At 58.3% G+C, this 22,045-nt stretch carries 18 protein-coding genes; 15 read left to right on the top strand and 3 right to left on the bottom strand.

Annotation, left to right across the window (positions count from 1 at the left end; genetic code table 11):
- Position 1 precedes the first annotated feature (1 nt).
- The gene (locus KBY85_RS03595; RefSeq protein ID WP_254960181.1) at positions 2–1,213 is read right to left on the bottom strand and encodes an efflux RND transporter periplasmic adaptor subunit; all 1,212 of its coding nucleotides are present in this window, start codon (positions 1,211–1,213) and stop codon (positions 2–4) included.
- Here KBY85_RS03595 and ychF point away from each other — a divergent pair.
- Positions 1,212–2,303, top strand: a complete 1,092-nt coding sequence (gene ychF, locus KBY85_RS03600) for a redox-regulated ATPase YchF (protein ID WP_254960183.1) — start codon at positions 1,212–1,214, stop codon at positions 2,301–2,303. The genes KBY85_RS03595 and ychF overlap by 2 nt on opposite strands.
- 69 nt (positions 2,304–2,372) lie before the next feature.
- Here ychF and KBY85_RS03605 read toward each other — a convergent pair whose 3' ends face one another.
- Together KBY85_RS03605 and KBY85_RS03610 are read right to left on the bottom strand one after the other, a co-directional pair.
- Positions 2,373–4,295, bottom strand: a complete 1,923-nt coding sequence (locus tag KBY85_RS03605) for a hypothetical protein (RefSeq protein WP_254960184.1) — start codon at positions 4,293–4,295, stop codon at positions 2,373–2,375.
- Positions 4,292–6,748: a polysaccharide biosynthesis tyrosine autokinase gene (locus tag KBY85_RS03610; RefSeq protein WP_254960185.1), complete on the bottom strand. Its 2,457-nt coding sequence runs from the start codon at positions 6,746–6,748 to the stop codon at positions 4,292–4,294. Before KBY85_RS03610 ends, KBY85_RS03605 begins: the two co-directional genes overlap by 4 nt.
- 118 nt (positions 6,749–6,866) lie before the next feature.
- Between KBY85_RS03610 and KBY85_RS03615 the strand changes: the two genes are divergently transcribed.
- The 14 genes from KBY85_RS03615 to KBY85_RS03680 all read left to right on the top strand — a co-directional run bounded on the left by KBY85_RS03615 (position 6,867) and on the right by KBY85_RS03680 (position 21,838).
- Complete coding sequence (locus KBY85_RS03615; protein ID WP_396121811.1) at positions 6,867–7,979, top strand: polysaccharide biosynthesis/export family protein; 1,113 nt, start codon at positions 6,867–6,869, stop codon at positions 7,977–7,979.
- 14 nt (positions 7,980–7,993) lie between these two features.
- The gene (locus KBY85_RS03620) at positions 7,994–8,455 is read left to right on the top strand and encodes a dual specificity protein phosphatase (RefSeq protein WP_254960187.1); all 462 of its coding nucleotides are present in this window, start codon (positions 7,994–7,996) and stop codon (positions 8,453–8,455) included.
- Between the two features lie 307 nt (positions 8,456–8,762).
- Entirely contained in the window at positions 8,763–9,707 is a 945-nt protein-coding gene (locus KBY85_RS03625) for a UDP-glucuronic acid decarboxylase family protein (protein ID WP_254960190.1), read from the top strand.
- On the top strand, positions 9,704–11,083 hold the full coding sequence (locus KBY85_RS03630) for a nucleotide sugar dehydrogenase (RefSeq protein WP_254960191.1): 1,380 nt from the start codon (positions 9,704–9,706) through the stop codon (positions 11,081–11,083). The genes KBY85_RS03625 and KBY85_RS03630 overlap by 4 nt, the downstream gene beginning before the upstream one ends.
- Positions 11,084–11,270: 187 nt before the next feature.
- Complete coding sequence (locus KBY85_RS03635) at positions 11,271–12,404, top strand: DegT/DnrJ/EryC1/StrS aminotransferase family protein (protein WP_254960192.1); 1,134 nt, start codon at positions 11,271–11,273, stop codon at positions 12,402–12,404.
- Between the two features lie 14 nt (positions 12,405–12,418).
- Positions 12,419–13,294, top strand: coding sequence for an ABC transporter permease (locus tag KBY85_RS03640; RefSeq protein WP_315859557.1), 876 nt, complete (start codon positions 12,419–12,421; stop codon positions 13,292–13,294).
- Position 13,295: 1 nt separating this feature from the next.
- The gene (locus tag KBY85_RS03645; protein ID WP_254960193.1) at positions 13,296–14,579 is read left to right on the top strand and encodes an ABC transporter ATP-binding protein; all 1,284 of its coding nucleotides are present in this window, start codon (positions 13,296–13,298) and stop codon (positions 14,577–14,579) included.
- A 73-nt stretch (positions 14,580–14,652) separates the two neighbouring features.
- Positions 14,653–16,128 carry a class I SAM-dependent methyltransferase gene (locus tag KBY85_RS03650; protein ID WP_254960194.1) on the top strand — a complete coding sequence of 492 codons (1,476 nt, stop codon included), beginning with the start codon at positions 14,653–14,655 and terminating at the stop codon, positions 16,126–16,128.
- Positions 16,125–17,099, top strand: a complete 975-nt coding sequence (locus tag KBY85_RS03655) for a GDP-mannose 4,6-dehydratase (protein ID WP_254960195.1) — start codon at positions 16,125–16,127, stop codon at positions 17,097–17,099. Before KBY85_RS03650 ends, KBY85_RS03655 begins: the two co-directional genes overlap by 4 nt.
- Complete coding sequence (locus KBY85_RS03660; protein WP_254960197.1) at positions 17,096–18,307, top strand: glycosyltransferase; 1,212 nt, start codon at positions 17,096–17,098, stop codon at positions 18,305–18,307. The genes KBY85_RS03655 and KBY85_RS03660 overlap by 4 nt, the downstream gene beginning before the upstream one ends.
- Positions 18,308–18,416: 109 nt before the next feature.
- On the top strand, positions 18,417–18,731 hold the full coding sequence (locus KBY85_RS03665; protein ID WP_254960198.1) for a hypothetical protein: 315 nt from the start codon (positions 18,417–18,419) through the stop codon (positions 18,729–18,731).
- The gene (locus KBY85_RS03670) at positions 18,728–19,474 is read left to right on the top strand and encodes a class I SAM-dependent methyltransferase (RefSeq protein WP_254960199.1); all 747 of its coding nucleotides are present in this window, start codon (positions 18,728–18,730) and stop codon (positions 19,472–19,474) included. Before KBY85_RS03665 ends, KBY85_RS03670 begins: the two co-directional genes overlap by 4 nt.
- Positions 19,471–20,580: a DegT/DnrJ/EryC1/StrS aminotransferase family protein gene (locus KBY85_RS03675; RefSeq protein ID WP_254960200.1), complete on the top strand. Its 1,110-nt coding sequence runs from the start codon at positions 19,471–19,473 to the stop codon at positions 20,578–20,580. Before KBY85_RS03670 ends, KBY85_RS03675 begins: the two co-directional genes overlap by 4 nt.
- Positions 20,567–21,838 carry a glycosyltransferase family 1 protein gene (locus KBY85_RS03680; RefSeq protein WP_254960203.1) on the top strand — a complete coding sequence of 424 codons (1,272 nt, stop codon included), beginning with the start codon at positions 20,567–20,569 and terminating at the stop codon, positions 21,836–21,838. Before KBY85_RS03675 ends, KBY85_RS03680 begins: the two co-directional genes overlap by 14 nt.
- The last annotated feature ends 207 nt before the right edge of the window (positions 21,839–22,045 follow it).

Genomic DNA, 22,045 nt, shown 5'->3' on the forward strand with positions numbered 1-22,045 from the left:
CTCAGGGGCGTTTTTTGGCCCAGGGCGGCAGGTCGATGAACACCCGGGTGCCGCTTTTGAGCCCGGAGAGGATTTGGGTGTCCTTGCCGCTGCTGATGCCGAGCTCCACCGGCTGGAAGGTGGGCTGGTTTTTCTTGCCCACCAGCAGAACGCCCGGCCGCCCCGCCTCGGTGACGATCGCCACGGTGGGCACCAGGGTGTCGGCCTGCACCTGACCTGTCTGGAAGCCGACGTCGGCGGTCATGCCGATGCGCAGCTGGGGGGGTTCGCCAATCAAGCGCAGCACCACATCGAAGGAGGTGACGTTGTTGATCTTCACGGCCCGGGGGGTGACACGCTTGACCCGTGCTTCAAAGCTTTTATCGGGAAAGGCATCCACCCGCACCGTGGCGCTCTGGCCTAGCTGCACACGGCCAATGTCGCTTTCCGGCACCTTGGCCACCACCTCCAGGCCCTGGGCTAGCTCCACAATCGAGGAGCTGGTGGCACCGGCGGTGGCCGAGGCGGTGGTGGTGGGTGTCACAAAGGCGCCAGGATCGGCGAAGCGCTGGGTCACCACCCCATCGAACGGCGCCCGCACCACCAGATCGGCGTGCTCCACCTGGCGCGCCTGCAGCCGTTGGCGGCTGGCCTGCATGGCAGCCTGGTCCACCAGGAAGGTGCTGCGCACGCTATTGAAGTCACTGAGGCTGATGGCGTTTTGACCGTAGAGGCTCTCGTTGCGCTCCAGCTCGCTGCGGCTGCGGGCCAGCTGGGCCTGGGCTGAGCGCAACTGGGCCCGCAGCTCGGCGAGCCGCTCGTCGAGGTCGCCTTGATCCATGCGAGCTAGGGCCTGGCCGCGGCCCACTGGGTCGCCCTCCTCCACGTAGAGCTCCTCGATCACCCCCTGCCGTTTGGGGCTGACGTTCACGCGCTTTTCGGCCTCGAGTTCGCCGCTGGCACTCACAACCCCTGGCAGGTCGCCCGCAGCTGCAACAACTGTGTACGGCTCGAGATTGGCCCGGCTGGTGCCGCGCTGCCGCTGCACGAGGCCTATGCCAGCTACGAGCACAAGCCCTGCGGCGGCTGCGGCCCAAAGGCGCCGCCGCTGCCAGGGCCGGCTTGGCGAGCTGGAAATCACCGGCACTGCAGTGGGGGTGGAAATTGGGCTGGGGGCAGATACTTCTATTTTCGCTGCTGGCGCCTCGACCTGGGGCCCGTAGATTTCAGCCATGCTTAAAGCCGGAATCGTCGGTCTGCCCAACGTCGGCAAATCGACCCTGTTCAATGCCCTGGTCGCCAACGCCCAGGCCGAAGCCGCCAACTACCCCTTCTGCACGATTGAGCCGAATTCGGGTGTGGTCTCCGTGCCAGACCCCAGGCTCGATCAGCTGGCTGCCCTCAGCTCCAGCAAGGAGATCATTGCCACCCGGGTGGAGTTTGTCGATATCGCCGGGCTGGTGAAGGGGGCCAGCCAGGGAGAGGGTCTTGGCAACAAGTTTCTGGCCAACATCCGCGAGGTGGACGCAATCGTGCACGTGGTGCGCTGCTTCGAAAACGACGACGTGATCCATGTGAGTGGCTCGGTGGGGCCGGCCCGCGATGCCGAGGTGATCAACCTTGAGCTGGGCCTGGCCGATCTCTCCCAGGTGGAGAAGCGACGCGAGCGGCTCAAGAAGCAGGTGCGCACCAGCAAGGAGGCCCAGCTGGAAGATGCTGCCCTTGAGCGCATCCAGGTGGAGCTGGAGGCCGGCGGTGCCGCCCGCAATGTGGCCATCAGCGATGAGGAGGCCCCGCTGCTCAAGCCCCTGGGGCTGCTCACCGCCAAGCCGATCATCTATGCCACCAACGTCAGCGAAGACGATCTGGCCAGCGGCAACGCCTACTGCGAGGAGGTGGCAGCGCTGGCCCTGAAGGAAGGGGCGGGCACGGTGCGCATCTCGGCCCAGGTGGAGGCCGAATTGATTGAGCTGCCAGAGGAGGATCGCACCGAATTCCTGGCGGGTCTCGGGGTAGGGGAGGGCGGCCTGCAGAGCCTGATCCGCGCCACCTACGACCTGCTGGGGCTGCGCACTTATTTCACAACCGGCGAGAAGGAAACCCGCGCCTGGACTATCCAGGCCGGCATGACCGCCCCCCAGGCCGCTGGCGTGATTCACACCGACTTCGAGCGCGGCTTCATCCGCGCCCAAACCATCGGCTATAACCAGCTGCTCGAGGCGGGCTCGCTGGTCGAAGCTCGCACCAAGGGCTGGCTGCGGGCTGAAGGCAAGGAATACATCGTTGCAGAAGGTGACGTGATGGAGTTTCTGTTCAACGTGTGAGGGCCCTGCTTCAGCCGCGAGATCAGCCGCGAGATCAGGTGCGAGTGGGCATCCGGGTGTGCTTTATAGCTAGAAGCTGAAGCCGAGCCGGGCGCCCACTCGCACCTGGTCGTTGCCGAGTAGCTGGCCCAGATCCACCAAGCCAGCTGCGTTCGACACGTAGAGATCAAGGATTGTGGAGGGTGAGGCCAGCCAGCGCAGGGCCAGGCTGCCGTTGCTGCCGTTGTCGCCACCGAGGTCTGTTGCGATCACATTCAGCTCAGGGATCAACTGGAAGCGCTCCCCCAGCTGCAGGTTGGCGGCTAGGCCCACCCCCCAGCTGGTGCCGCCACCGCTCCAGGCCACCTTGGGGTTGAGGTGGAAGGCCAGTTTGGGGCTGGCCTCCCAGGTGTTCATGCTTTCAAAGAAGAGGTAGCCCTGCTTGCTGCTCTCGTCTTCGTTGCGGCCCAGGGAGATGCGGCCCGCGGCCCAGATCGGCAGCTCCTTGCTGGGGCGATACACCATCGCCTTGCCGCCGAAGCGCAGGTTGAGGTCGCCATTGCCGGCGTAGGTGTTCACGTAGCTGTTGCGCGGTTCGATGCCGTTGAACACCCCGGCCGCCAGCTGAAATTGGAAGTCGTTAGATACCGAATAACCACTGCCGGCGAAGAGGTTGCCCAGGCTGTCGCCATTGAGCCAGAGCTGGCTGGTGCCGCTGGCGGGGGTGAGGGCGGTGTTGACGCTGAGGCCACCTAGGGCGAGGGAAGCCTGGCGGGCGGTGTAGCGGGGGCTGGGGGAATCGGCCGCGCCGGGGTTGTAGGTGAAGCGGGCGCTGAGCATCGGCCTATTGGGAGCGCTCGGCAGGGCGAGGATGGCGGTGGCAGGGCTGAGGCCAAAGCCGTTGGTGATGCTTCCCTCCAGGCCGATGCGGGGATTGATGGCGATCGAGACGCCGGCCGAGAGGATCGGCACCCGCGAATACACCAGATCGGCATCGAAGCCGTTGTTGCCGGGGCCTAGGGGCAGCATGGCCGAGCCAAACAGCTCCACCTGGTTGCCGAGCCGGTAGTTGGCACCGAAGCCCAGGCTGATGTTGGTGCCGTAAAAGTCACCGGCGCCGCCCTGGTCTTCCCCCTGGCTGCCGGGTAAGAAGCTCACCGCCGGCACAAGCGAGAGCTGCAGGTTGCGGTTGGCTTGCCAGGCCAGGGGCAGGGAGAGGGCCCCCACCCAGTTGCGGGTGAACACGTCCTGGCCGGAGGCGTTGAAGATGTTGGGTGTGCCGGCGTCATCGCAGCTCACCGTGCCGCCGCAGCCACTGCCCACGCTGAACAGCTCCAGGGCGCCTTCGGCGGCGAGCTGCCAGCTGCCGGCGCCCTCGCCTTGGCCGGCTAGGCGGGCGCGCAGGCTGCCTCCGTACACCGTCCAGAGGTTGGCGGGCTGGGCGGGCCGGCTGGGGATGGACGCGTAGAGGGGGTCATCGGCGTAGGTGTAGTAGGCCGAGGCCATCAGCGCCGGGGTGAGCCCGTAATCGAAGCGTGCGCCGTAGTTTTGGTTGCCGGTGCCGTTGGCGGCGCCGCCATCGCCCGGGCTCACCTGCTGGAAGCTGAGTTGGCCAAAGGCTTCGGGAATCAGGCTGGCGGTGGGCAGCTGGCCGAGGCGCAGCAGGGGCAGGTAGTCGACGCGGCTGGGCAGCTGGGTGGCGAGTAGATCCTGCACCTGGGCCAGGCTGAGCAGGGGCGGGGCGGCTTCTTTAGAGGTGGGAGGCGCGATTACCTCGCTGGCGGGCACCAGCTGCCAGGGCCGCAGGCCGGGGGATTGGGGATCGGCGGGGTTGAGCAGATTCCAGCCGGGGCTGGCTGCGGGGGCGGTGGGGCTATCGCGCCACTGCGGCGGCAGAGCAGGGGGCTCGGGCGGGGGCTCGACCGGGCCCCATTGCAGGGCCAGGGCAGCCGGTGCCTGGCAGGCCACAAGGGCCGTAAGGCAGCTGCGGTAGAGACCCACCCTGGGGGTCATCTGTCAATCCAGTTGAGCCAGCGGCGCCGCAGCTTGCTGGCTTTCACCCGGCAGGCACCGAGGAAGCTTGCCGGGCTTGTTTCGGCGGTGGATTCAGCATCGCTGTCAGCATCGCCACCGGCGTAATACGAATAGGAGCTGCGCTGGTCATAGACGCCATAGCCATAGCCATAGCCTTTTTTGGAGCCGTAACCGTATTTGTAGCGATTGCCGTAGCCGTAGGAGGCGAAGTGTTCGCTCTCTTCCGTGAGGGCATTGGTGACCACCCCCAGCAGTTGGGCGCCGGAGCTGCGCACGCGGCTGATCGCTTCTTTGGGCAGATTGCGGTCGACCCGATCGAGGCTCACCAGGAGGATCAAACCATCCACATGCTGGGCCACCAGGGGCGCGTCGGCGAGGCCGAGCACGGGTGGCGTGTCGTAGAGCACGATGTCGAATTGGTTGGATTCGGCCAACTCGGTCACCAGCTGGTGCATGCGCTTGGAGCTGAGCAGGCGGGTGGTGTCGGGTGGGCGGGTACCGGCCGTGATCACGCTCCAGTTGTCGTAGCCCTGCACAGGCTGCAGCACATCACGCCAATGCAGATTGGCTTCGGTGAGCAGGTTGCTGAGGCCGGTGAGGTTGTTGAGGCCGAGGCGGTGGTGCAGCTGTGGTTTGCGCATGTCGGCATCCACCAGCAGCACCCGCTGACCCATTTCCGAGAGGGTTTTGGCCAGCAGGGCATTCACCAGGGTTTTGCCTTCTGCCGGCAGGGTGCTGGTGAGGGCCAGGGAGCGCAGGGGCTTGTCGCTGCTGAGGAAGCGGATGCTGGTGAAGAGGTTGCGGAAGGCTTCTTGGTAGAAGAAACGCTGGTAGCCCGATAGGGCGGGCTTCTCGGGGCTGCCGCCAATGGCACCGCTGGCAGGGCTTTCTGCGGAACTCTCGGAGGAGCTCTCGGCAGAAGGCTGCTTGGAGCTGCTGCGATCGAGCTCCTGCAGCAGGAAGCGCTTGTCTTCCCGCACCCCTTGGAAGAAGGCCACGTGGGGAATGTGGCCCAGCAGGGCCTCGCCCAGCTCTTCCTTCACTTCGCGGGGATTGCGGAAGCCGTGGTCGAGCCTGTCGCGCAGAAGCCCAGCACCCACCCCAGCCACAACGCCCAGCATCAGGCCATTGAGCAGACCCTTCCTCAGGCTTGGCTCCTCGGGATAGCCATTCACCTGGGGCGGGGCGATCAGCTTCCAGGGCAGGGTGTTCTGAGCTTGTTCCAGCTGGAAGGTGGCCCGGGTGCTTAGGAAGCTAGCGAGGTTGTCTTGAGCCACCTTCAGCTGCTGCTGGCACTCTTCGTAGTCTTTGATGAGATTGGGCTGCTTGAGAAAGCGACGATCGATCTGCTGGATCTGGGCGTTGAGGGTGCCGGAGCGGGTGCCATTGAGGGCGAGGGCGGTGCCCACCGCTTCGAGCTGCTGGCTGCGGCGTTGGCCAGCCAGGCGGTTGCGCAGGGCGACGAGGTTTTGTACCCGCGGCGAATCGCTGCGGAACACGCTGCGGGCCTCGGCGAGCTGCTGTTCCACGCTTTGCAGCTGGTCGAGCAGGTCGCTGCGGGCCTGGGTCACGCTCACCCCATCGCCCTGGCCCGAGGCTCCTGTGCTGAAGTTGGCGGCGGTGAGGCGGCCCGCGACGATGTCCTGGCGCAGCTTGAGCAGACGAATGCGTTCGGCCTCCACCTGGCGCAGCTGGGTGGCCATGGCCATCGATTCCCCTTTGAGAGCGCCGGCTTCCGTTTCTGGAGAGAGCAGGTTGTGCTGGCGGCGAAAATTGGCGAGTTTCACCTGCAGGGCATTCACCTTGGCCACCAGCACCGGTTCTTGCTGGTCGAGAAACACCAGGCCTTGGCTGAGCCGTTCGCGCCGCTGGCTGAGGGCAAACTGCAAATAGGCCTGGCTGAGCACGTCGAGGCTGCGCTGCACTTCGGCCGGTTGGCGCCCCAGCAGCTTGACCTCAAGCACCCCCGGCACCAAACCTCCTTGGCTGCCGGCTTGGCTCACCGCCAGGCTGCTGAGGGGGGCGGCAGCGGCGCCCAATTGGCGGCGCAGCGGATCAAGCACCAGGGGGCTGGAGAGCGTTTGCACCAGGGTGGGAATGTCGACACTGGTGCGGTTGCGGGCCAGGCTCTCCACCACGCCGCCGCCGCCTTCCATGCCGCCCCCAGCTCCTCCACTGGAACTGATCGGATCGGAGATCAGCAGTTGAAAGTTGCCTGAGTAGATGGGCGCCGTGATGCGCTTATACAGGGTGTTGGCCGCTAGAGCAACAAACACAGAGCTACCCACCACCAATATCAGGCGCTGGCGGCGGCGGATGGCACGCCAGATTTCGATGAGCTGGACGCCGCCGCCATCTTGCTCTGCTGTGGGGTTTGCGTAGACCACCGCACCCGTGGTGGGGTTTGGTAGAGCTGGAGACAGCTCTTGCAAATCAAACCCCCTATGACTCTGTACTGGCAAGTTATCAAAAGCTGCCCCACTTGCAAGCCCTGGCAGAACCGCTATGCGTGTGGTTCGATGCCAATAGCAAATCAATCTTTGGGTGGCGGTGTTGGGTTCTTCTGCAAGCCTGCTGGCCTGCTCCCTGCTGGCCACTGGTCTTACGGCGAGCAGCGTGGTTGTGTTGCCCAGTGCGGCGAAGGCAGTTGAGGCCGGCGCTGCAGTAGGCCTGACGAAGCCTGTTGCCCAGTCGGTGCCCGTCAGCCAGGAAGATGCCTATGTACTGGGCCCTGGCGATAGCTTGCAGCTGCGCTTTTTTGGTGCCACCGAGCTGAGCGGGCCGGTGGAGGTCCTCAGTGATGGCAATGTGAGCTTGCCGCTGCTGGGTCCAGTGCGGCTCACGGGCCTCACCCTGCCCCAGGCAAACCAGTGGCTGGAGTTGATCTACAAGAAACAGCTGCTGCGCCCGGAGTTGCAGCTCAGCTTGGTGCGGCCCCGGCCCCTGCGGGTGGCCCTGGTGGGGGAGGTGGAGCGCCCTGGGCTCTACACGCTCACCTCCGCCGAGCAATCCCAAACTGAAGCCAAGGTGAGCATCAGCGGCTTGCCCACGTTGGTTGATGCGATCCAGAAGGCCGGTGGGATCACCCCAATGGCCAACCTGAGGCAGGTCACCTTGCAGCGACGCCTGCCTGGAGAGCCGCTGCGCTACAAACGCACCAGCGTGGATCTGCTGGCGCTGGTGCAGCAGGGCGACCAGCAGCAGAACCCAATTTTGTTTGACGGCGACACGATCCGCATCGATCAGGCCAGCGAGCCAGTGGCGGAGGTGATCGAGCTGGCCTCCACCACCCTGTCGCCCGACACGATCAGCGTGAATGTGATCGGAGAGGTGCTGCGCGCAGGCACGCTGCCGCTGCCGGCGAATACGCCTCTGGTGCAGGCTGTGCTGGCGGCCGGCGGCCCCCAGACCTGGCGCGCCAGTAAGGGCAATGTGGAGCTGGTGCGGATCAACCGCAACGGCACGGCCACTCGCCAGCGTTTTCAGCTCAACTTGAGCCAGGGGGCCTCCAACACCAAAAATCCGCCGCTGCGTGATGGCGATACGGTGGTGGTGAACCGCAGCGGCATGGCCGTGGCCAGCGATGCCATCGGAGCGGTGGGCACGCCGCTCACCGGACTTGTGAATATTCTGGCGTTGGTGGATCTGATCAACAAGGATTGATGCCAGATCCATTGATGCCAGATCTGGGCCAGAGCAGCTTTCGGCTCGATTGGGTGCTGGTGCAGGAGTTGGCTGTGGGGTCGGCTCCCAGGGCGGTTCGCCATCTGGATCGACTCAGCGGCGAGGGGATCGCGGCGATTCTCAGCCTGTGCAGCGAGCAGGAAGCGCCACCACCGGCGGGCCTCTCAACCCGGTTTTTGACCAAGCGGTTGGTGCTGCCGGATCACCGCTGCGAGCGGCTACCTGAGCTCAGCGAGCTGGAAGAGGCCCTGACCGCCTTGGCTGAGCTGCGCTGCCAAGGCCCTGTCTATGTGCACTGCGTGGCTGGGATGGAACGTTCGCCGCTTCTGTGCCTGGGCTGGTTGATCCAGCAGCATCGGCTCACTCCCCAGCGTGCCCTGGATTATTTAATGCAGGTACATCCAGGCACTAATCCTTTGCCAGGTCAGCTTGCTCTGCTGCGTAAACTGGCGTGATCGGTGCTATTGGTCGCCAGTTGAATTACTACTACCCCCCCCCGTTTTTTTTAAACGAATAAAAGCTTGACTCGACCTGGCTGTTCATGGTAAATTTGAATATATTTTTTTTGTATGACCTGAGACTGCTGAGCAACGCTCGCGTTCGGGTCTAATTTTTGAGGAATGTAGTGCCTTGATTTATTGTGTTTTGCGATGTCAATATTTGGTCGTCTGATTGAGATTTGGACCCATGGATCGCGCCCACCGATTCTGTAAGGCCTCTACCTAATTAAGCGGCAACTCATTTTCAACACCGCCACCCCCCATGCCCGCCTCCCTCCCCCGCAACCTGATCACCGGCGGTGCCGGTTTTGTTGGCTCGCACCTGGTGGACCGGCTGATGGCGGCCGGCGAGGAGGTGATCTGCCTCGACAACTACTTCACTGGCCGCAAAGCCAACATCGCCCAATGGATCGGCCATCCGCGCTTTGAGCTGATCCGCCACGACGTCACCGAACCGATCAAGCTCGAGGTGGACCGGATCTGGCACCTGGCCTGCCCGGCTTCGCCGGTGCACTACCAGCACAACCCGATCAAGACTGCCAAAACCAGCTTCCTGGGCACCTACAACATGCTGGGCCTGGCAAGGCGGGTGGGGGCGCGGCTGCTGCTGGCCAGCACTAGTGAGGTGTACGGCGATCCGGAGGTGCACCCCCAGCCCGAGAGCTACCGGGGCTGCGTGAACACGATTGGCATCCGCAGCTGCTACGACGAGGGCAAGCGCATCGCCGAAACGCTGTGCTTTGACTACCGGCGCATGCATGGCACCGAGATTCGCGTGGCGCGGATCTTCAATACCTACGGTCCAAGGATGCTGCCCGATGACGGCAGGGTGGTGAGCAACTTCATCGTGCAGGCCCTGCGCGGTGAACCGCTCACCCTTTATGGCGATGGCAGCCAGACCCGCAGCTTTTGTTATGTGGATGATCTGGTGGAGGGCCTGATCCGGCTGATGAACGGCAGCCACACCGGCCCGATCAATATCGGCAACCCCGGTGAATTCACGATCCGCCAGCTGGCCGAGCTGGTGCGCGCGCGCATCAACCCCGACCTACAGCTGACCTGTGAACCGCTGCCGGCGGATGATCCGCTGCAACGGCAACCGGTGATCGAGCTGGCGCAACAGGAGCTGGGCTGGCAGCCGACGGTGGCGCTGGAGCAGGGGCTGGAGCCCACGATCGCTTATTTCCGGGAGGCGCTCGGCGCATGATCCGCTCCATCTGCTGCATCGGCGCTGGCTATGTGGGCGGGCCCACGATGGCGGTGATCGCCGATCGCTGCCCCGGCATTCAGGTGACGGTGGTAGACCTCAACGCCGAGCGCATCGCCGCCTGGAACGATCCCGACCTCAGCCAGTTGCCCGTCTATGAGCCGGGGCTAGATGAGTTGGTGGGCCGGGCGCGGGGCCGCAATCTGCACTTCAGCACCGCGGTGGAGGCGGCGATCGCCGGGGCCGACATGGTGTTCCTCTCAGTGAACACGCCCACCAAAACCAAGGGTGTGGGTGCGGGCCAGGCCAGCGACCTGCGCTGGATCGAGGCTTCCGCCCGCCAGGTGGCCGCTTGCGCCCAGGGCCACACGATCGTGGTGGAAAAGAGCACCCTGCCGGTGCGCACCGCTGAAACGGTGCAAACGATCCTTAATGCCGTGCCAGGGGCCGAGGGCAAAACGTTTTCAGTGCTCTCCAATCCGGAGTTTCTGGCGGAGGGCACGGCCATAGCCGATCTGCAGGCGCCGGATCGGGTGCTGATCGGCGGTGAGGATCCCGCCGCGATCGATGCGCTGGCGGCGATCTACGGCCAGTGGGTGCCGGCAGAACGCATCCTGCGCACCAATCTCTGGAGCTCAGAGCTCTCCAAGCTCACCGCCAACGCCTTTTTGGCCCAGCGGATCAGCTCGATCAATGCCATCGCGGCCTTGTGCGAGGCCACCGGCGCCGACGTGGGCGAGGTGGCCAAGGCGATCGGGGCCGACAGCCGCATTGGGGCGAAATTTCTGCAGGCTGGCCCTGGTTTTGGCGGCAGCTGCTTCCAGAAGGACATCCTCAACCTGGTGTATCTCTGCGGCCACTACGGCCTGCACGAGGTGGCGGCCTACTGGCAGCAGGTGGTGACACTCAACACCTGGCAGCAGCAGCGCATCGCCCGCTTGGTGGTGAACAGGTTGTTTGGCACCGTGAGCGGCAAGCGCATTGGGGTGCTGGGCTTTGCCTTTAAAGCCGACACCAACGACACGCGCGAATCACCGGCGATCCGCATCTGCCGGGATCTGCTCGAGGAGGGGGCGGTGCTGCAGATCGTGGATCCCAAAGTGAGCGAGCGCCAGCTGGAGCAGGATCTGGGTCAGCCTGCGGGAGATGGCAATGGCGCGGGCTGCTGGCACCAGGTGCCCGACGTGCAGCAGGCGGCCTGCGGCGCCGATGCCCTGCTGCTGCTCACCGAATGGCAGGAGTTTGCCCAGATCGACTGGGCGGCGGTGGGGGAGCTGATGCGGCGGCCGGCCTGGTTGTTTGATGCTCGCGCCAAGGCCGATGCCAGCGCGGCGCGAGCGGCGGGGCTGCAGGTGTGGACCGTGGGCGAGGGCTGATCGAGCGGCTGGGCGCCATTTCCCCGTGCCGATGAGCAGGCTCTGGCGCTCAAACATGACGCACTTTTAATCACAGCAGACAAACCACGCCCTGCTCGACTTCCAGGGCCCGGCCGACCTGGCCGCCTGGCTGGCCGCCAACCCCACCTGTCGCGCCCCGAGTCCAAACCAACCCCCGCTCCCACCCATGCCCCCAGCCCCCAGCCCCCCAGACCCGATCTACGTCACCCGCCCGCACCTGCCGCCGCTGGCGGACGTGACCAAGCTGCTGGAGGGGGTGTGGGAGCGGCGCATCCTCACCAATGGCGGGCCGCTGCATGAGCAGTTAGAGCAGGAGTTGGCGGCTCACTTAGGGGTGGAGCACATCTCCTTGTTTGCCAATGGCACGCTGGCGCTGCTGATTGCGCTCAAGGCGCTGCGGCTGCAGGGGGAGGTGATCACCACGCCGTTTTCGTTTGTGGCCACCAGCGAGGCGCTGAGCTGGAACGGCTTGGAGCCGGTGTTTGCCGACATCGACCCGCATACGTTCTGCCTGGATCCGGCCAGCATCGAAGCCAGCATCACGCCGCGCACCACGGCGATCCTGCCGGTGCACTGCTACGGCTTCCCCTGTGATGTGGAGGCGATCCAGCGCATCGCCGACGACTACAACCTCAAGGTGATCTACGACGCCGCCCATGCCTTCGGGGTGGACTGCCACTGCGGCTCGCTGCTGCAGCACGGCGACTTGAGCGTGCTGAGCTTCCATGCCACCAAGGTGTTCAACACCTTCGAGGGTGGCGCGATCATCTGCCCGGATGCGAAAACTAAAAAGCGGATCGACCGGCTCAAGAACTTCGGCTTCGTGGATGAGGTCACGGTGGCGGCCAACGGCATCAACGCCAAGATGAGCGAGCTGCATGCAGCGGTGGGGTTGGCCCAGCTGCCGGGCATGGAGCAGACCGTGGCCGAGCGGCAGCGGGTGGCTGAGCTCTACCTCAAGCAACTGGCGGGGGTGCCAGGGCTGATCCTGCCCACCTACAGCAACGCCCTGAGGCCGAACTACGCCTACATGCCCGTGCGCGTGACGCCGGAGGCGGCAGTGGATCGCGAAGCCCTGGTGGAGCAGCTGCGCAGCGCCGGCGTGGTGCCGCGGCGCTATTTCCACCCGTTGATCCCGGAGTTTCAGTATTACCGCAGCAATGCCAGCGCCGATCCGGCGCGCTATCCAGTGGCTACCCGGGCTTCACAGGAGGTGCTCTGCCTTCCCATCTATCCCGATCTCAGCGGCGATCAGGTGCACCACATCTGCAACACCATCCGGGCCGTTCTGGCCGCTTGAAACCTGAACACCTTGTGAAAAAACCTCCCATCCCTATTCCTAAACGGCGCCAAGCCCCAGACCCCAGCCAGCAGGTGCTGGTGCTCGAGCCCAACCGGATCGAGAAGCAGTATTGGAAAGACCTGTGGCGCTACCGGGAGCTATTCGCGATCCTGGCCTGGAGGGATGTGACCGTGCGCTACAAGCAAACGGCCTTCGGGGTGGGTTGGGCGCTGATCCGGCCGTTTCTTTCGATGGTGGTGTTCACCGTGATCTTCGGCAAGCTGGCGAATTTGCCCACTGAGGGCGATGCGCCCTACGCGATCATGGTGTTTGCGGCAATGCTGCCCTGGCAGTTCTTCGCCAGTGCGCTGGGCAGCGTGGCTGGCAGCTTGCAGAGCGGAGCGGGGCTGTTTAGCAAGGTGTATTTCCCGCGGCTGATTGCACCGGCGGCATCGGTGATCACCTGTCTGGTGGATTTCGCGCTGTCGTTTGTGATCCTGGCGGGGTTGATGGCTTGGTATCGCTACTGGCCCACCTGGCGGCTGCTCACCCTGCCCTTCTGGCTGCTGGTTGTGTTTGCCTTCTCGATGGGGCTGGGGCTGCTGATCGCCACCTGGACGGTGCACTACCGCGACCTGGGCTTCCTGGTGCCGTTTGTGGTGCAGATGGGGCAATACGTGAGCCCGGTGGCCTACTCCACCACGATCGTGCCGGAGCAATGGCAGTTTCTCTATGGGCTCAATCCGATGGTGGGCGTGATTGAAGGCTTCCGCTGGGCGGTGCTGGGCAAAAGCGCGGTGGTGCAGCCATTGAGCATCGGCCTGTCTCTGCTGTTGGTGGCGGTGCTGAGCGTGGTGGGTGTGCTGCGCTTCCGGGCTACGGAGAAAACCCTGGTGGATGTGATCTGAGATGGACGATTCCGATGTGGTGATCCGGGTGGAAGGCCTGGGCAAGAAATACACGATCAAGCATGAGCAGCAGCTGCGGCACAACACCCTGCGCGATGCGGTGGCCCATCAGGCTGCAGCCCTGGGCCGCTGGGCCAACCCGTTCACCCTGGCCGGCCAGCTGAGTCGTGCCCGCCGCCATGCCCCATCAAACGGTGAGGAAGACTTCTGGGCCCTGAAGGATGTGAGCTTCGAGATCCGCCGGGGTGAGCGGGTGGGGATCATCGGCCGAAATGGGGCAGGCAAGAGCACGTTGCTGAAGATCCTCAGCCGCATCACCGAACCCACCACGGGCCGGGTGGAGATCCGTGGGCGGGTGGCGAGCCTGCTGGAGGTGGGCACGGGCTTTCACCCGGAGCTCACGGGTCGGGAGAACATCTATCTCAATGGCGCTATCCTCGGGATGATGCGGCGGGAGATTCGATCCAAGTTTGATGAGATCGTGGACTTCGCCGAAGTGGAGAAGTTTCTCGACACGCCGGTGAAGCGCTACTCCAGCGGCATGTATGTGCGGCTGGCGTTTGCGGTGGCAGCACACCTGGAGCCGGAGATCCTGGTGGTGGATGAGGTGCTGGCGGTGGGGGATGCCAGTTTTCAAAAGAAGTGCTTGGGGAAGATGGAGGATGTGGCGGATCGAGAGGGGCGAACAGTCCTATTTGTCAGCCATAATATGCCTGCCATACTAAGCCTATGCAACAAGGGCCTGCTTCTTTCTCAGGGCGAAAACTATTTTGCAGGCCAAGCCACTGAGGCAGTAAATCAATATGCCATGATGAGCCTTTCAAGTGCATCGAAATCCGAGCCCTTGGCCGGGAAGTATGCCAATGTTGAATTTTCAATTAGATCTATAGACGATAAAGAGAAAGACGAGTTCACCACTGGCGAGCCAATAAAATTCGAAATACACGTAATTTCTCCAACGAAAATTAATAAGGCTCGCATAGGCATCGGAATAAACACTATTCATGGCTTTAGACTCACTACACTCCACACATATTTTCAATTCCAGCCTGAATTTGACATCTCCTTCACGGCATGCGCCACGGCCATCCTCAAAAGCCCTATTCTTAATGCGGGCAGCTATATTATAGAACTTGCGTTGTACGAACAAAATCAACTATTAGAGTCCTGGCAAGAAGCAGGAAGATTCAACATAGCAAGTATCAATTATTATGGCACAGGCAAGATGCCCGACCCGAGCCATCAAGGCCCAGTTTTGTCCGATGCTGAATGGAGCATTTTATAGATAAGCATGAAAATCTAGCTGCAGTTATTTTGCTTTTACAAATCTACTCGAGACTGGCAAGCAAGTAAAATCCATGATCATTAAAATTTCAAGTTGCGACAGCCAAGGAAGCGTGTATATTGGCGACTCTGCTGTATATCGCCCTATTCACACCGAACATATCAAGAATATTACGGATGTATTAAACATCGTCGGGGAAGGCATTAGTGGCATCATTGAGACCACAGTATGCAGGGATGAAGATCTGCCAGTTGGGCTCAGGGGGATAAGTGAACTAACTCTGCAGCATCGGAAGGTTGCGTATGTGTCCTATCCACATGAGTGGTGCGCCAGCATGCTAAAGGATGCCGCAATTTTTCATTTAGAACTCTTGGAAAAGTTGCTATCCAAAAGATTAACTCTCAAAGATGCACATCCTTGGAATATTCTCTTTGACCGTGGTCGTCCTGTATTTGTCGATTTTACATCTATAGTGACTGAGAAGGGCCTGTTTAATGAAAACTATCTAGAGGCCAATCGTAAATTCAGAAACTCTCATAACACCATTCGTGCAGCTCAGCTTGTGCGAGAGATTTTCGCTCGGATGTTCCAGCCCTACTTCCTAAATCCTCTCTTGATGTATGCTTACGGAGAAAGGGACCGAGTAAGGCCGCGAATTGAGAATACAACTCTGAACGCCTCGTCTGAGACTATTGCCCTTAGTGAATGTTTTACTTTAAAGAACAAGAGCCTACGCTCACTAAGAAAGTACTTAAGTTTTCTCGCGACCATTTACAGAGAGAAAGTTGCTTATTCTAGACTCAAGAATAGGTTTAGCCTGATAGCATTTTACACTGATATGCGCCACCATGTGCAATGTTTGTCTGTTGCGGCTAGCGCCACAGCCTATGCCTCTTACTATAAAGAGAAAGGCGAGAATCATGATTGGAATTACTGCAGACAATGGAACGAAAAGCAGAAGGGTGTGCATGATGCTTTAAATATTCCGAGTATAGATTCTGTACTAGACGTGGCCTGCAATACAGGCTGGTATGCCTTGATGGCTGAAAGGCTAGGTAAAAAGGTAGTGGCATTTGACATTGATGAGGGGTGCATCGATATCTTGTATCAGCATGTCAACAGAGATTGCCTCAACATACTGCCCCTGGTGTTGAGCTTTACTGATCTGACCCAGGACAAGTGCTCAATTTATGATGACAGCCTAGTTCTGATAAACGCAGGAGACCGCCTTCGTTCTGATGCGGTGCTTGCGTTAGGCATCATCCATCACTTAGTATTGGGATTGGGAATGAGCCTTGAAGAGGTCCTCAATTCACTACAGCCTCTTTTCAAAGAACGATTAATCTTAGAGTTCATAAATGCAGATGATGCGATGATCTGCAATGAGCCCAGTTTCTTCCCTGCGTACTTCAATAACTCTAACATCATCAACGGTTATGACATTCAGGCTCTTATAAGCCTTATCAATAGCCGTGGCTTTGAAGTAAAAGTAGCACCTTCATATCCAGACACTCGGAAGCTGTTAATTTGTGACAGACTCACCAAATGAAAAAAGCACTGATAACTGGAATAACTGGACAAGATGGTTCATATTTAGCAGAGCTACTCCTATCAAAGGGGTATGAAGTCCACGGGATTGTGCGGCGAGAAAGTCTCGAAGATTCACGGAGGAGAGTGAACCTTGTAGGTTTCGAGTCTAGTATTCATCTACATGTAGGGTTTATCGAAAATCATCTAAGCATCTACAAGATTATCTCACAGATAAAACCGGATGAATGCTACCACCTTGCATCCTCGAGCTTTGTTAGCTACAGCTTTGATGACGAAGCCTCATTGTTGACGAATAACTTTACTGCCACGCACTCTCTGTTGGCAAGCCTTAGAGAACTAGTGCCTGAGTGCCGGGTTTATTTTGCAGGATCTAGCGAAATGTTTGGCAATGCACCCAGCTCGCCGCAAAGCGAGCTAACACCTTTTAATCCACGATCTGTATACGGTATTTCCAAGTTGGCTGCATTTCATTTGGCAAGCAACTATCGTACTAATCATAATCTCTTTATCGCCGGAGGCATTTTATACAATCATGAGTCTTCCCGACGGGGCTTTCAATTTGTGACACGAAAAATAACCTCGACTGTGGCCAAGATTTATCATGGACTGACTGATCGAATTGAGCTAGGGAACGTCAATGCGCTTCGAGATTGGGGCTACGCACCTGATTATGTATCAGCAATGCATGCAATGCTTCAGTTAGATGAGCCACAAGATTTTGTGATTTCCACAGGCCAGTTGCATGATGTTCGTCACTTCTTAGAACTTGCTTTTCAGGTCGTAGGCCTTGACTATAATAAATACCTTAATATCAGCGACGCTCATTTTCGCCCAAGTGAAACTATTCCTCTGTGCGGCAACTCGGCGAAAGCGCGCGAGTTTCTAAACTGGAAGCCAACTAAAAGCCTAGATCGGATTATCGAAGAAATGGTCTTGGCTGACTTAGATCTAACCGGTAATTCTAAATGAAAGTTCTCTTCACAACTCCAATATTAGAGCACCCTGCAGCAGGGGGCCCTCAGTTAAGAATCGAGAACTCGATTAAGGCCCTTTCAAATGTATGCGAGCTAGATATTTGCCATAGAGCTTACGCGCCTTCAAACCAAGTTGCAAACACAGATGCTTATTTTTCTAAGTTTGCTCGCAACTATATAACGTATTTTGACCAATCTCCTCAACATAATCGGATAGCCCGATTATTCAAACGCATCTTCGGGCGCCTGTTGCATCAACAAAATCCCAAGTATCTTAGAGAGTTAGTTCGCTACATAATGGTAAATGACATTGATGTTGTTTGGTTTGGTTACGGAAATATCTCGTTTCCATTGATCATGACTCTTAAGAAAAGGTTGCCAAATATCAAAGTCGTATGTGATACTGACAGTGTTTGGTCTCGTTTTATATTACGCGAGCTGCCATATGCGGAAGGCCCGCGAAGGCAGCAGATTCAGATTGATGGAAAGAAAAAGCAGAATGAAGAGGAAGAATGGGTTGAACTATGTGAAGTAACTACAGCCGTTTCCGAGGTTGATGCTGCTTATTATCGCTCGATTGCTTCTCATCCAGAACGAATATATTTATTTTCAAATGTAATTGATGTCACTAGCTATAAGATTGTGCCTGCGCGTCCTGAGGGTTTTGTGAACCCATGTATATTTTTGGCTGGCTCATATGGGCCAAATTCAGCCATGAATATGGCTGCAAAGTGGGTCTTAGATGAGGTTTTGCCCATACTTTATGAATCATATTCTAATATACACTTTTATATTGTTGGTCGAAACTCAGATAGTCAATTTGGGGATAGGGCGGGCCCTGGTATAACTGTTACTGGGACGCTTGATTCAGTGTTGCCATTCCTTTGCCATTCAAATGTGGCTTTAGTTCCGCTAAAATTTGAGTCGGGGACGCGGTTTAAGATTCTCGAAGCTGCGGCTTGTAATGTTCCTATTGTTTCGACGACTCTTGGTGCCGAAGGGATTCCAGTAATTGATGGGGAGCATTTACTGATTGCTGATACTGCAGATGAATTTGCCTCCGCAATAAGGCGAATTCTAGATGATCAAGTTTTTGCCAAATTTTTGTCTGATAATTGCTTTAAGCTGGTCACCGAAAATAATAGTATTGAAGCGTTATCGATTGAGGCTGTCCAAATCCTGGAGTTGCTTGAAAATGCTTGACGAAATCATTAATAGCGGAAGTGTAATTGCTCTCATTCTGCGCACTTCTTACAAAAAAAATGGTATTCAGTTCTTTTCTCCTGATGACTTTTCTCAGCAGCTCGGCTACATGAATCGTCCCGAGGGCTACGTAATTCCTCCCCACGTCCACAATCCTGTACCCCGAGAGGTTCAATACACCAAGGAAGTGCTGTTCATAAAATCCGGCCGTGTGCGGGTCGACTTTTACGACGACGACCAGACCTACCTCGAAAGCCGCGTCCTCGAAACCGGCGACGTGATCCTGCTGGCCTACGGCGGCCATGGTTTCGAGATGCTCGAACCCACCGAGATGATCGAGGTGAAGCAAGGCCCCTACGCCGGCGACCAGGACAAGACCCGCTTCGAGGGCATCAGCGCCGATCATGCCGTGATCAAGCCATGAGCCAACCCTTCGAACTCAGCAGCCGCTACTACGACCTCCTCTACCAGGAGAAAGACTCCAGAGCTGAAGCCGCCTATGTGGATCAGCTGCTCCAGCGCCACAGCATTGCCGGCCGCGAGCTGCTCGATTTCGGCTCCGGCACCGGCCGCCACGGCTGCCTGCTCGCCTCCCGCGGCTACAGCGTCCATGGCCTTGAGCGCAGCGCCGCCATGGTGGCCGCCGCCCAGCAGGCCGAAGGCTTCAGCTGCCAGCAGGGCGACATCACCACCACCCAGCTGCCGCGTCGCTTCAACGCCGTGCTCTCCCTCTTCCATGTGGTTAGCTACCAAACCACCAACCCAGCCGTGCAGGCCGTGTTCGCCAACGCCGCCCACCACCTCGATCCCGGCGGCCTGTTCTTGTTCGACGTGTGGTACTCCCCCGCCGTGGCTGCCCAGCGGCCAGAGCTGCGCGTCAAGCGCCTCCACACTGCCGATCTCGCCATCACCCGCATCGCCGAGCCCACACTCCACCCCAACGCCAACCGCGTGGATGTGCACTACACCGTGATGGCCCAAGACCTCACCACTGGCGCCTTCCACTCCTTCGAGGAAACCCACCCAATGCGCCACTTCTCCCTCCCCGAGCTCGACCTACTGGCCGAAGCCGCCGGCTTCGAGCGCCTCACCGCCGAGGAATGGCTCACCGGCGCACCGCCCTCGGCAGCCACCTGGGGCGTGTGCCTTGTGTTGCGAAAGTCATGAGCGACTTCATCCCCGTCAACGAACCCGTAATCGGCGAGCGGGAAAAAGAGCTGGTGATGGAGTGCCTCAACACCGGCTGGATCTCGTCGGAAGGGCCGTTCGTAAGCCAGTTTGAGGAGGCCTTCAGCCGCCGGGTGGGCCGTCAACACGGCATCGCCTGCGCCAACGGCAGCGCTGCCCTCGACATCGCCGTGGCCGCCCTCAAATTGGGCCCCGGCGATGAGGTGATCCTCCCCACCTTCACAATCATCTCCTGCGCCGCCGCCATCGTGCGCGCCGGCGCCACCCCTGTTGTGGTCGATGCCGACCCCGACACCTGGAACATGGTGCCCGAACAGGTGGCTGCTGCAATCACCCCCCGCACCGCCGCAATCATGGTGGTGCACATCTACGGCCTTCCCGTGGATATGGACCCGATTCTCGAGCTGGCCAACCGCCACGGCTTAGCCGTGATTGAAGATGCAGCCGAATTGATAGGCGGCACTTACAAGGGTAAACCGTGTGGCTCGTTTGGCCATATCAGTACCTTCAGCTTCTACCCCAATAAACACATCACCACCGGAGAGGGTGGGATGGTTGTGACTGACGACCCTGCACTGGCTGAGCGATGTCGCTCTTTGCGCAATCTTTGCTTTCAGGCCAAGCAGCGCTTTGTGCATGAGGAGCTGGGGTGGAACTACCGGATGACGAATTTGCAGGCGGCGCTTGGGTTGGGGCAGCTCGAAAGATTAGATGAGGCACTAAAAAGGAAACGCGAGATAGGCCTTGAATACCAGCAAGCACTTGCAAGCCTCCCCTTTGCGGCACTTCCGCAAGACAATACACAATATGCCAAAAATTTATATTGGGTTTTTGGCGTGGTTGATAATAGTCACCGGAATAAAGATAGCTTGGCTAGAGAATTAGCAAAAGCAGGTATTGGAACAAGACCATTTTTCTGGCCAATGCACCTCCAGCCAATATTTCAAAATATGGGACTTTTTAAAGATTTTGAAGCTCCTGTAGCTGAAATGCTAGGGCGCAATGGATTTTACCTTCCTTCGGGCCTAGCGCTTTCTATGCAGCAGCAGAAACATGTGATAGAGCAAATGCATGCACTCGCCTGACGAGCCGTTACACTGTCCATTGAAGGTTGGAATTTTAATCCCTTCATCCCTGCCAACCTATGGAGGCGCATACGAGTTTGAGCATACCGTATTTGCTGAAGCACTAAAGCGTTACTATCATAGACGAAGCCAGTCTATCAAGCTAATTCCCATAGCTTACGATGCAGCAGATATAAAAGTTTGGAACATAGATCCAACGCGATGTCTAATTCTTAATCCCAAATTAATCAAGAATGAAAATTTTTTGCTAAGTCGCATTGAGCAGAAGGTTTCCAAGCTTGCGGGCCACTTCTTTGGCCAACCAGTTGGCAAGCAACTTTCAGACGGAGCTAACTATATCGACATATTGAGGTCGAATATCGATATTCTGTGGTCCTCCAATCCAAATATACTCACTACCCAAATTCCATTTATAATAACAATTTGGGATTTACAGCACCGTCTTCAACCATTTTTTCCAGAAGTTTCAGAACTTGGAGAATGGTCATGGATTGGTAGGCAAGAGCACTACATGAATGTAGCAACTAAAGCTTTCTGCTGCGTGGTAGGCACCAAGCGCGGCAGCAGCGAACTGACGCAGTTCTTTGGTGTCGATCCCAGCCGAATAATCGTTAACCCATTTCCTTGTCCAGAGCCGCTGATTGTCGAAGGGTTTGAAGATCATTCAATCTTAAGCAGATTCAATGTTGCCAGCCAAAAGTTTTTGCTGTATCCCGCTCAATTCTGGAGCCACAAGAATCACGTCAATGCTCTCTATGCGCTCAAAATTCTAATCAGCAGTGGATCCGATTTGAAACTAGTACTGCCGGGATCTGATAAAGGGACCCTGCAATCTATTCATTCTATGGCTTGTCGCCTGGGAATCAGCGAATTTGTCATTGCACCTGGTTTCTTACCAAGAGAAGAACTAGTCGCACTTTATCGCAACTGTCTCGCGCTTATCTTTCCAAGTTTCTTTGGCCCTGACAACATTCCGCCACTGGAAGCGATGAGTTATGGAGTCCCGGCAATTGTGGCAAAAGTTCCTGGTTCTTATGAGCAGTATGGCAACTCTGTTCTTTACTTCGACCCTTGCAAACCTGAGGATCTTGCAATTAATATTCAGGCGATAATGACAGATCATGATCTTCGAGATGAGCTTGTAGTTCGCGGTAAAGCTCTACTGCTTAGACTTTCACCAGCTGCCTACCTTGATAGAATAGAGAGTCTGTTGCTTCAGCATCGAGTAGCACTTGAATGCTGCACTTTGGCACGTTGAAATGCTATGTAAATCTAAAACATTCAACAAATGCGGATCCCGTTGCACCAACTTGATCCCAATCAAAAAGATGCTAGCATTATCATTCTCTTGGGGAAGGTATCACATAAATAATTTAGCTTCGGTAATCTTATTTCAGCCATTGGCGTCAAAATTAGTTATAATTGAAGCCAGGGTTGCCTGTTGTTGACCCGCGACCCCTGAGCT

Source organism: Cyanobium sp. BA5m-10 (assembly GCF_024346255.1).
Lineage (GTDB): Bacteria > Cyanobacteriota > Cyanobacteriia > PCC-6307 > Cyanobiaceae > Cyanobium_A > Cyanobium_A usitatum.

Coding starts and splice junctions, on each gene's coding strand:
- ychF (WP_254960183.1), top strand. CDS start 1,212: ATGCTTAAAGCCGGAATCGTCGGTCTGCCCAACGTCGGCAAATCGACC.
- KBY85_RS03595 (WP_254960181.1), bottom strand. CDS start 1,213: ATGGCTGAAATCTACGGGCCCCAGGTCGAGGCGCCAGCAGCGAAAATA.
- KBY85_RS03605 (WP_254960184.1), bottom strand. CDS start 4,295: ATGACCCCCAGGGTGGGTCTCTACCGCAGCTGCCTTACGGCCCTTGTG.
- KBY85_RS03620 (WP_254960187.1), top strand. CDS start 7,994: ATGCCAGATCTGGGCCAGAGCAGCTTTCGGCTCGATTGGGTGCTGGTG.
- KBY85_RS03625 (WP_254960190.1), top strand. CDS start 8,763: ATGCCCGCCTCCCTCCCCCGCAACCTGATCACCGGCGGTGCCGGTTTT.
- KBY85_RS03630 (WP_254960191.1), top strand. CDS start 9,704: ATGATCCGCTCCATCTGCTGCATCGGCGCTGGCTATGTGGGCGGGCCC.
- KBY85_RS03635 (WP_254960192.1), top strand. CDS start 11,271: ATGCCCCCAGCCCCCAGCCCCCCAGACCCGATCTACGTCACCCGCCCG.
- KBY85_RS03645 (WP_254960193.1), top strand. CDS start 13,296: ATGGACGATTCCGATGTGGTGATCCGGGTGGAAGGCCTGGGCAAGAAA.
- KBY85_RS03650 (WP_254960194.1), top strand. CDS start 14,653: ATGATCATTAAAATTTCAAGTTGCGACAGCCAAGGAAGCGTGTATATT.
- KBY85_RS03655 (WP_254960195.1), top strand. CDS start 16,125: ATGAAAAAAGCACTGATAACTGGAATAACTGGACAAGATGGTTCATAT.
- KBY85_RS03660 (WP_254960197.1), top strand. CDS start 17,096: ATGAAAGTTCTCTTCACAACTCCAATATTAGAGCACCCTGCAGCAGGG.
- KBY85_RS03665 (WP_254960198.1), top strand. CDS start 18,417: ATGAATCGTCCCGAGGGCTACGTAATTCCTCCCCACGTCCACAATCCT.
- KBY85_RS03670 (WP_254960199.1), top strand. CDS start 18,728: ATGAGCCAACCCTTCGAACTCAGCAGCCGCTACTACGACCTCCTCTAC.
- KBY85_RS03675 (WP_254960200.1), top strand. CDS start 19,471: ATGAGCGACTTCATCCCCGTCAACGAACCCGTAATCGGCGAGCGGGAA.
- KBY85_RS03680 (WP_254960203.1), top strand. CDS start 20,567: ATGCACTCGCCTGACGAGCCGTTACACTGTCCATTGAAGGTTGGAATT.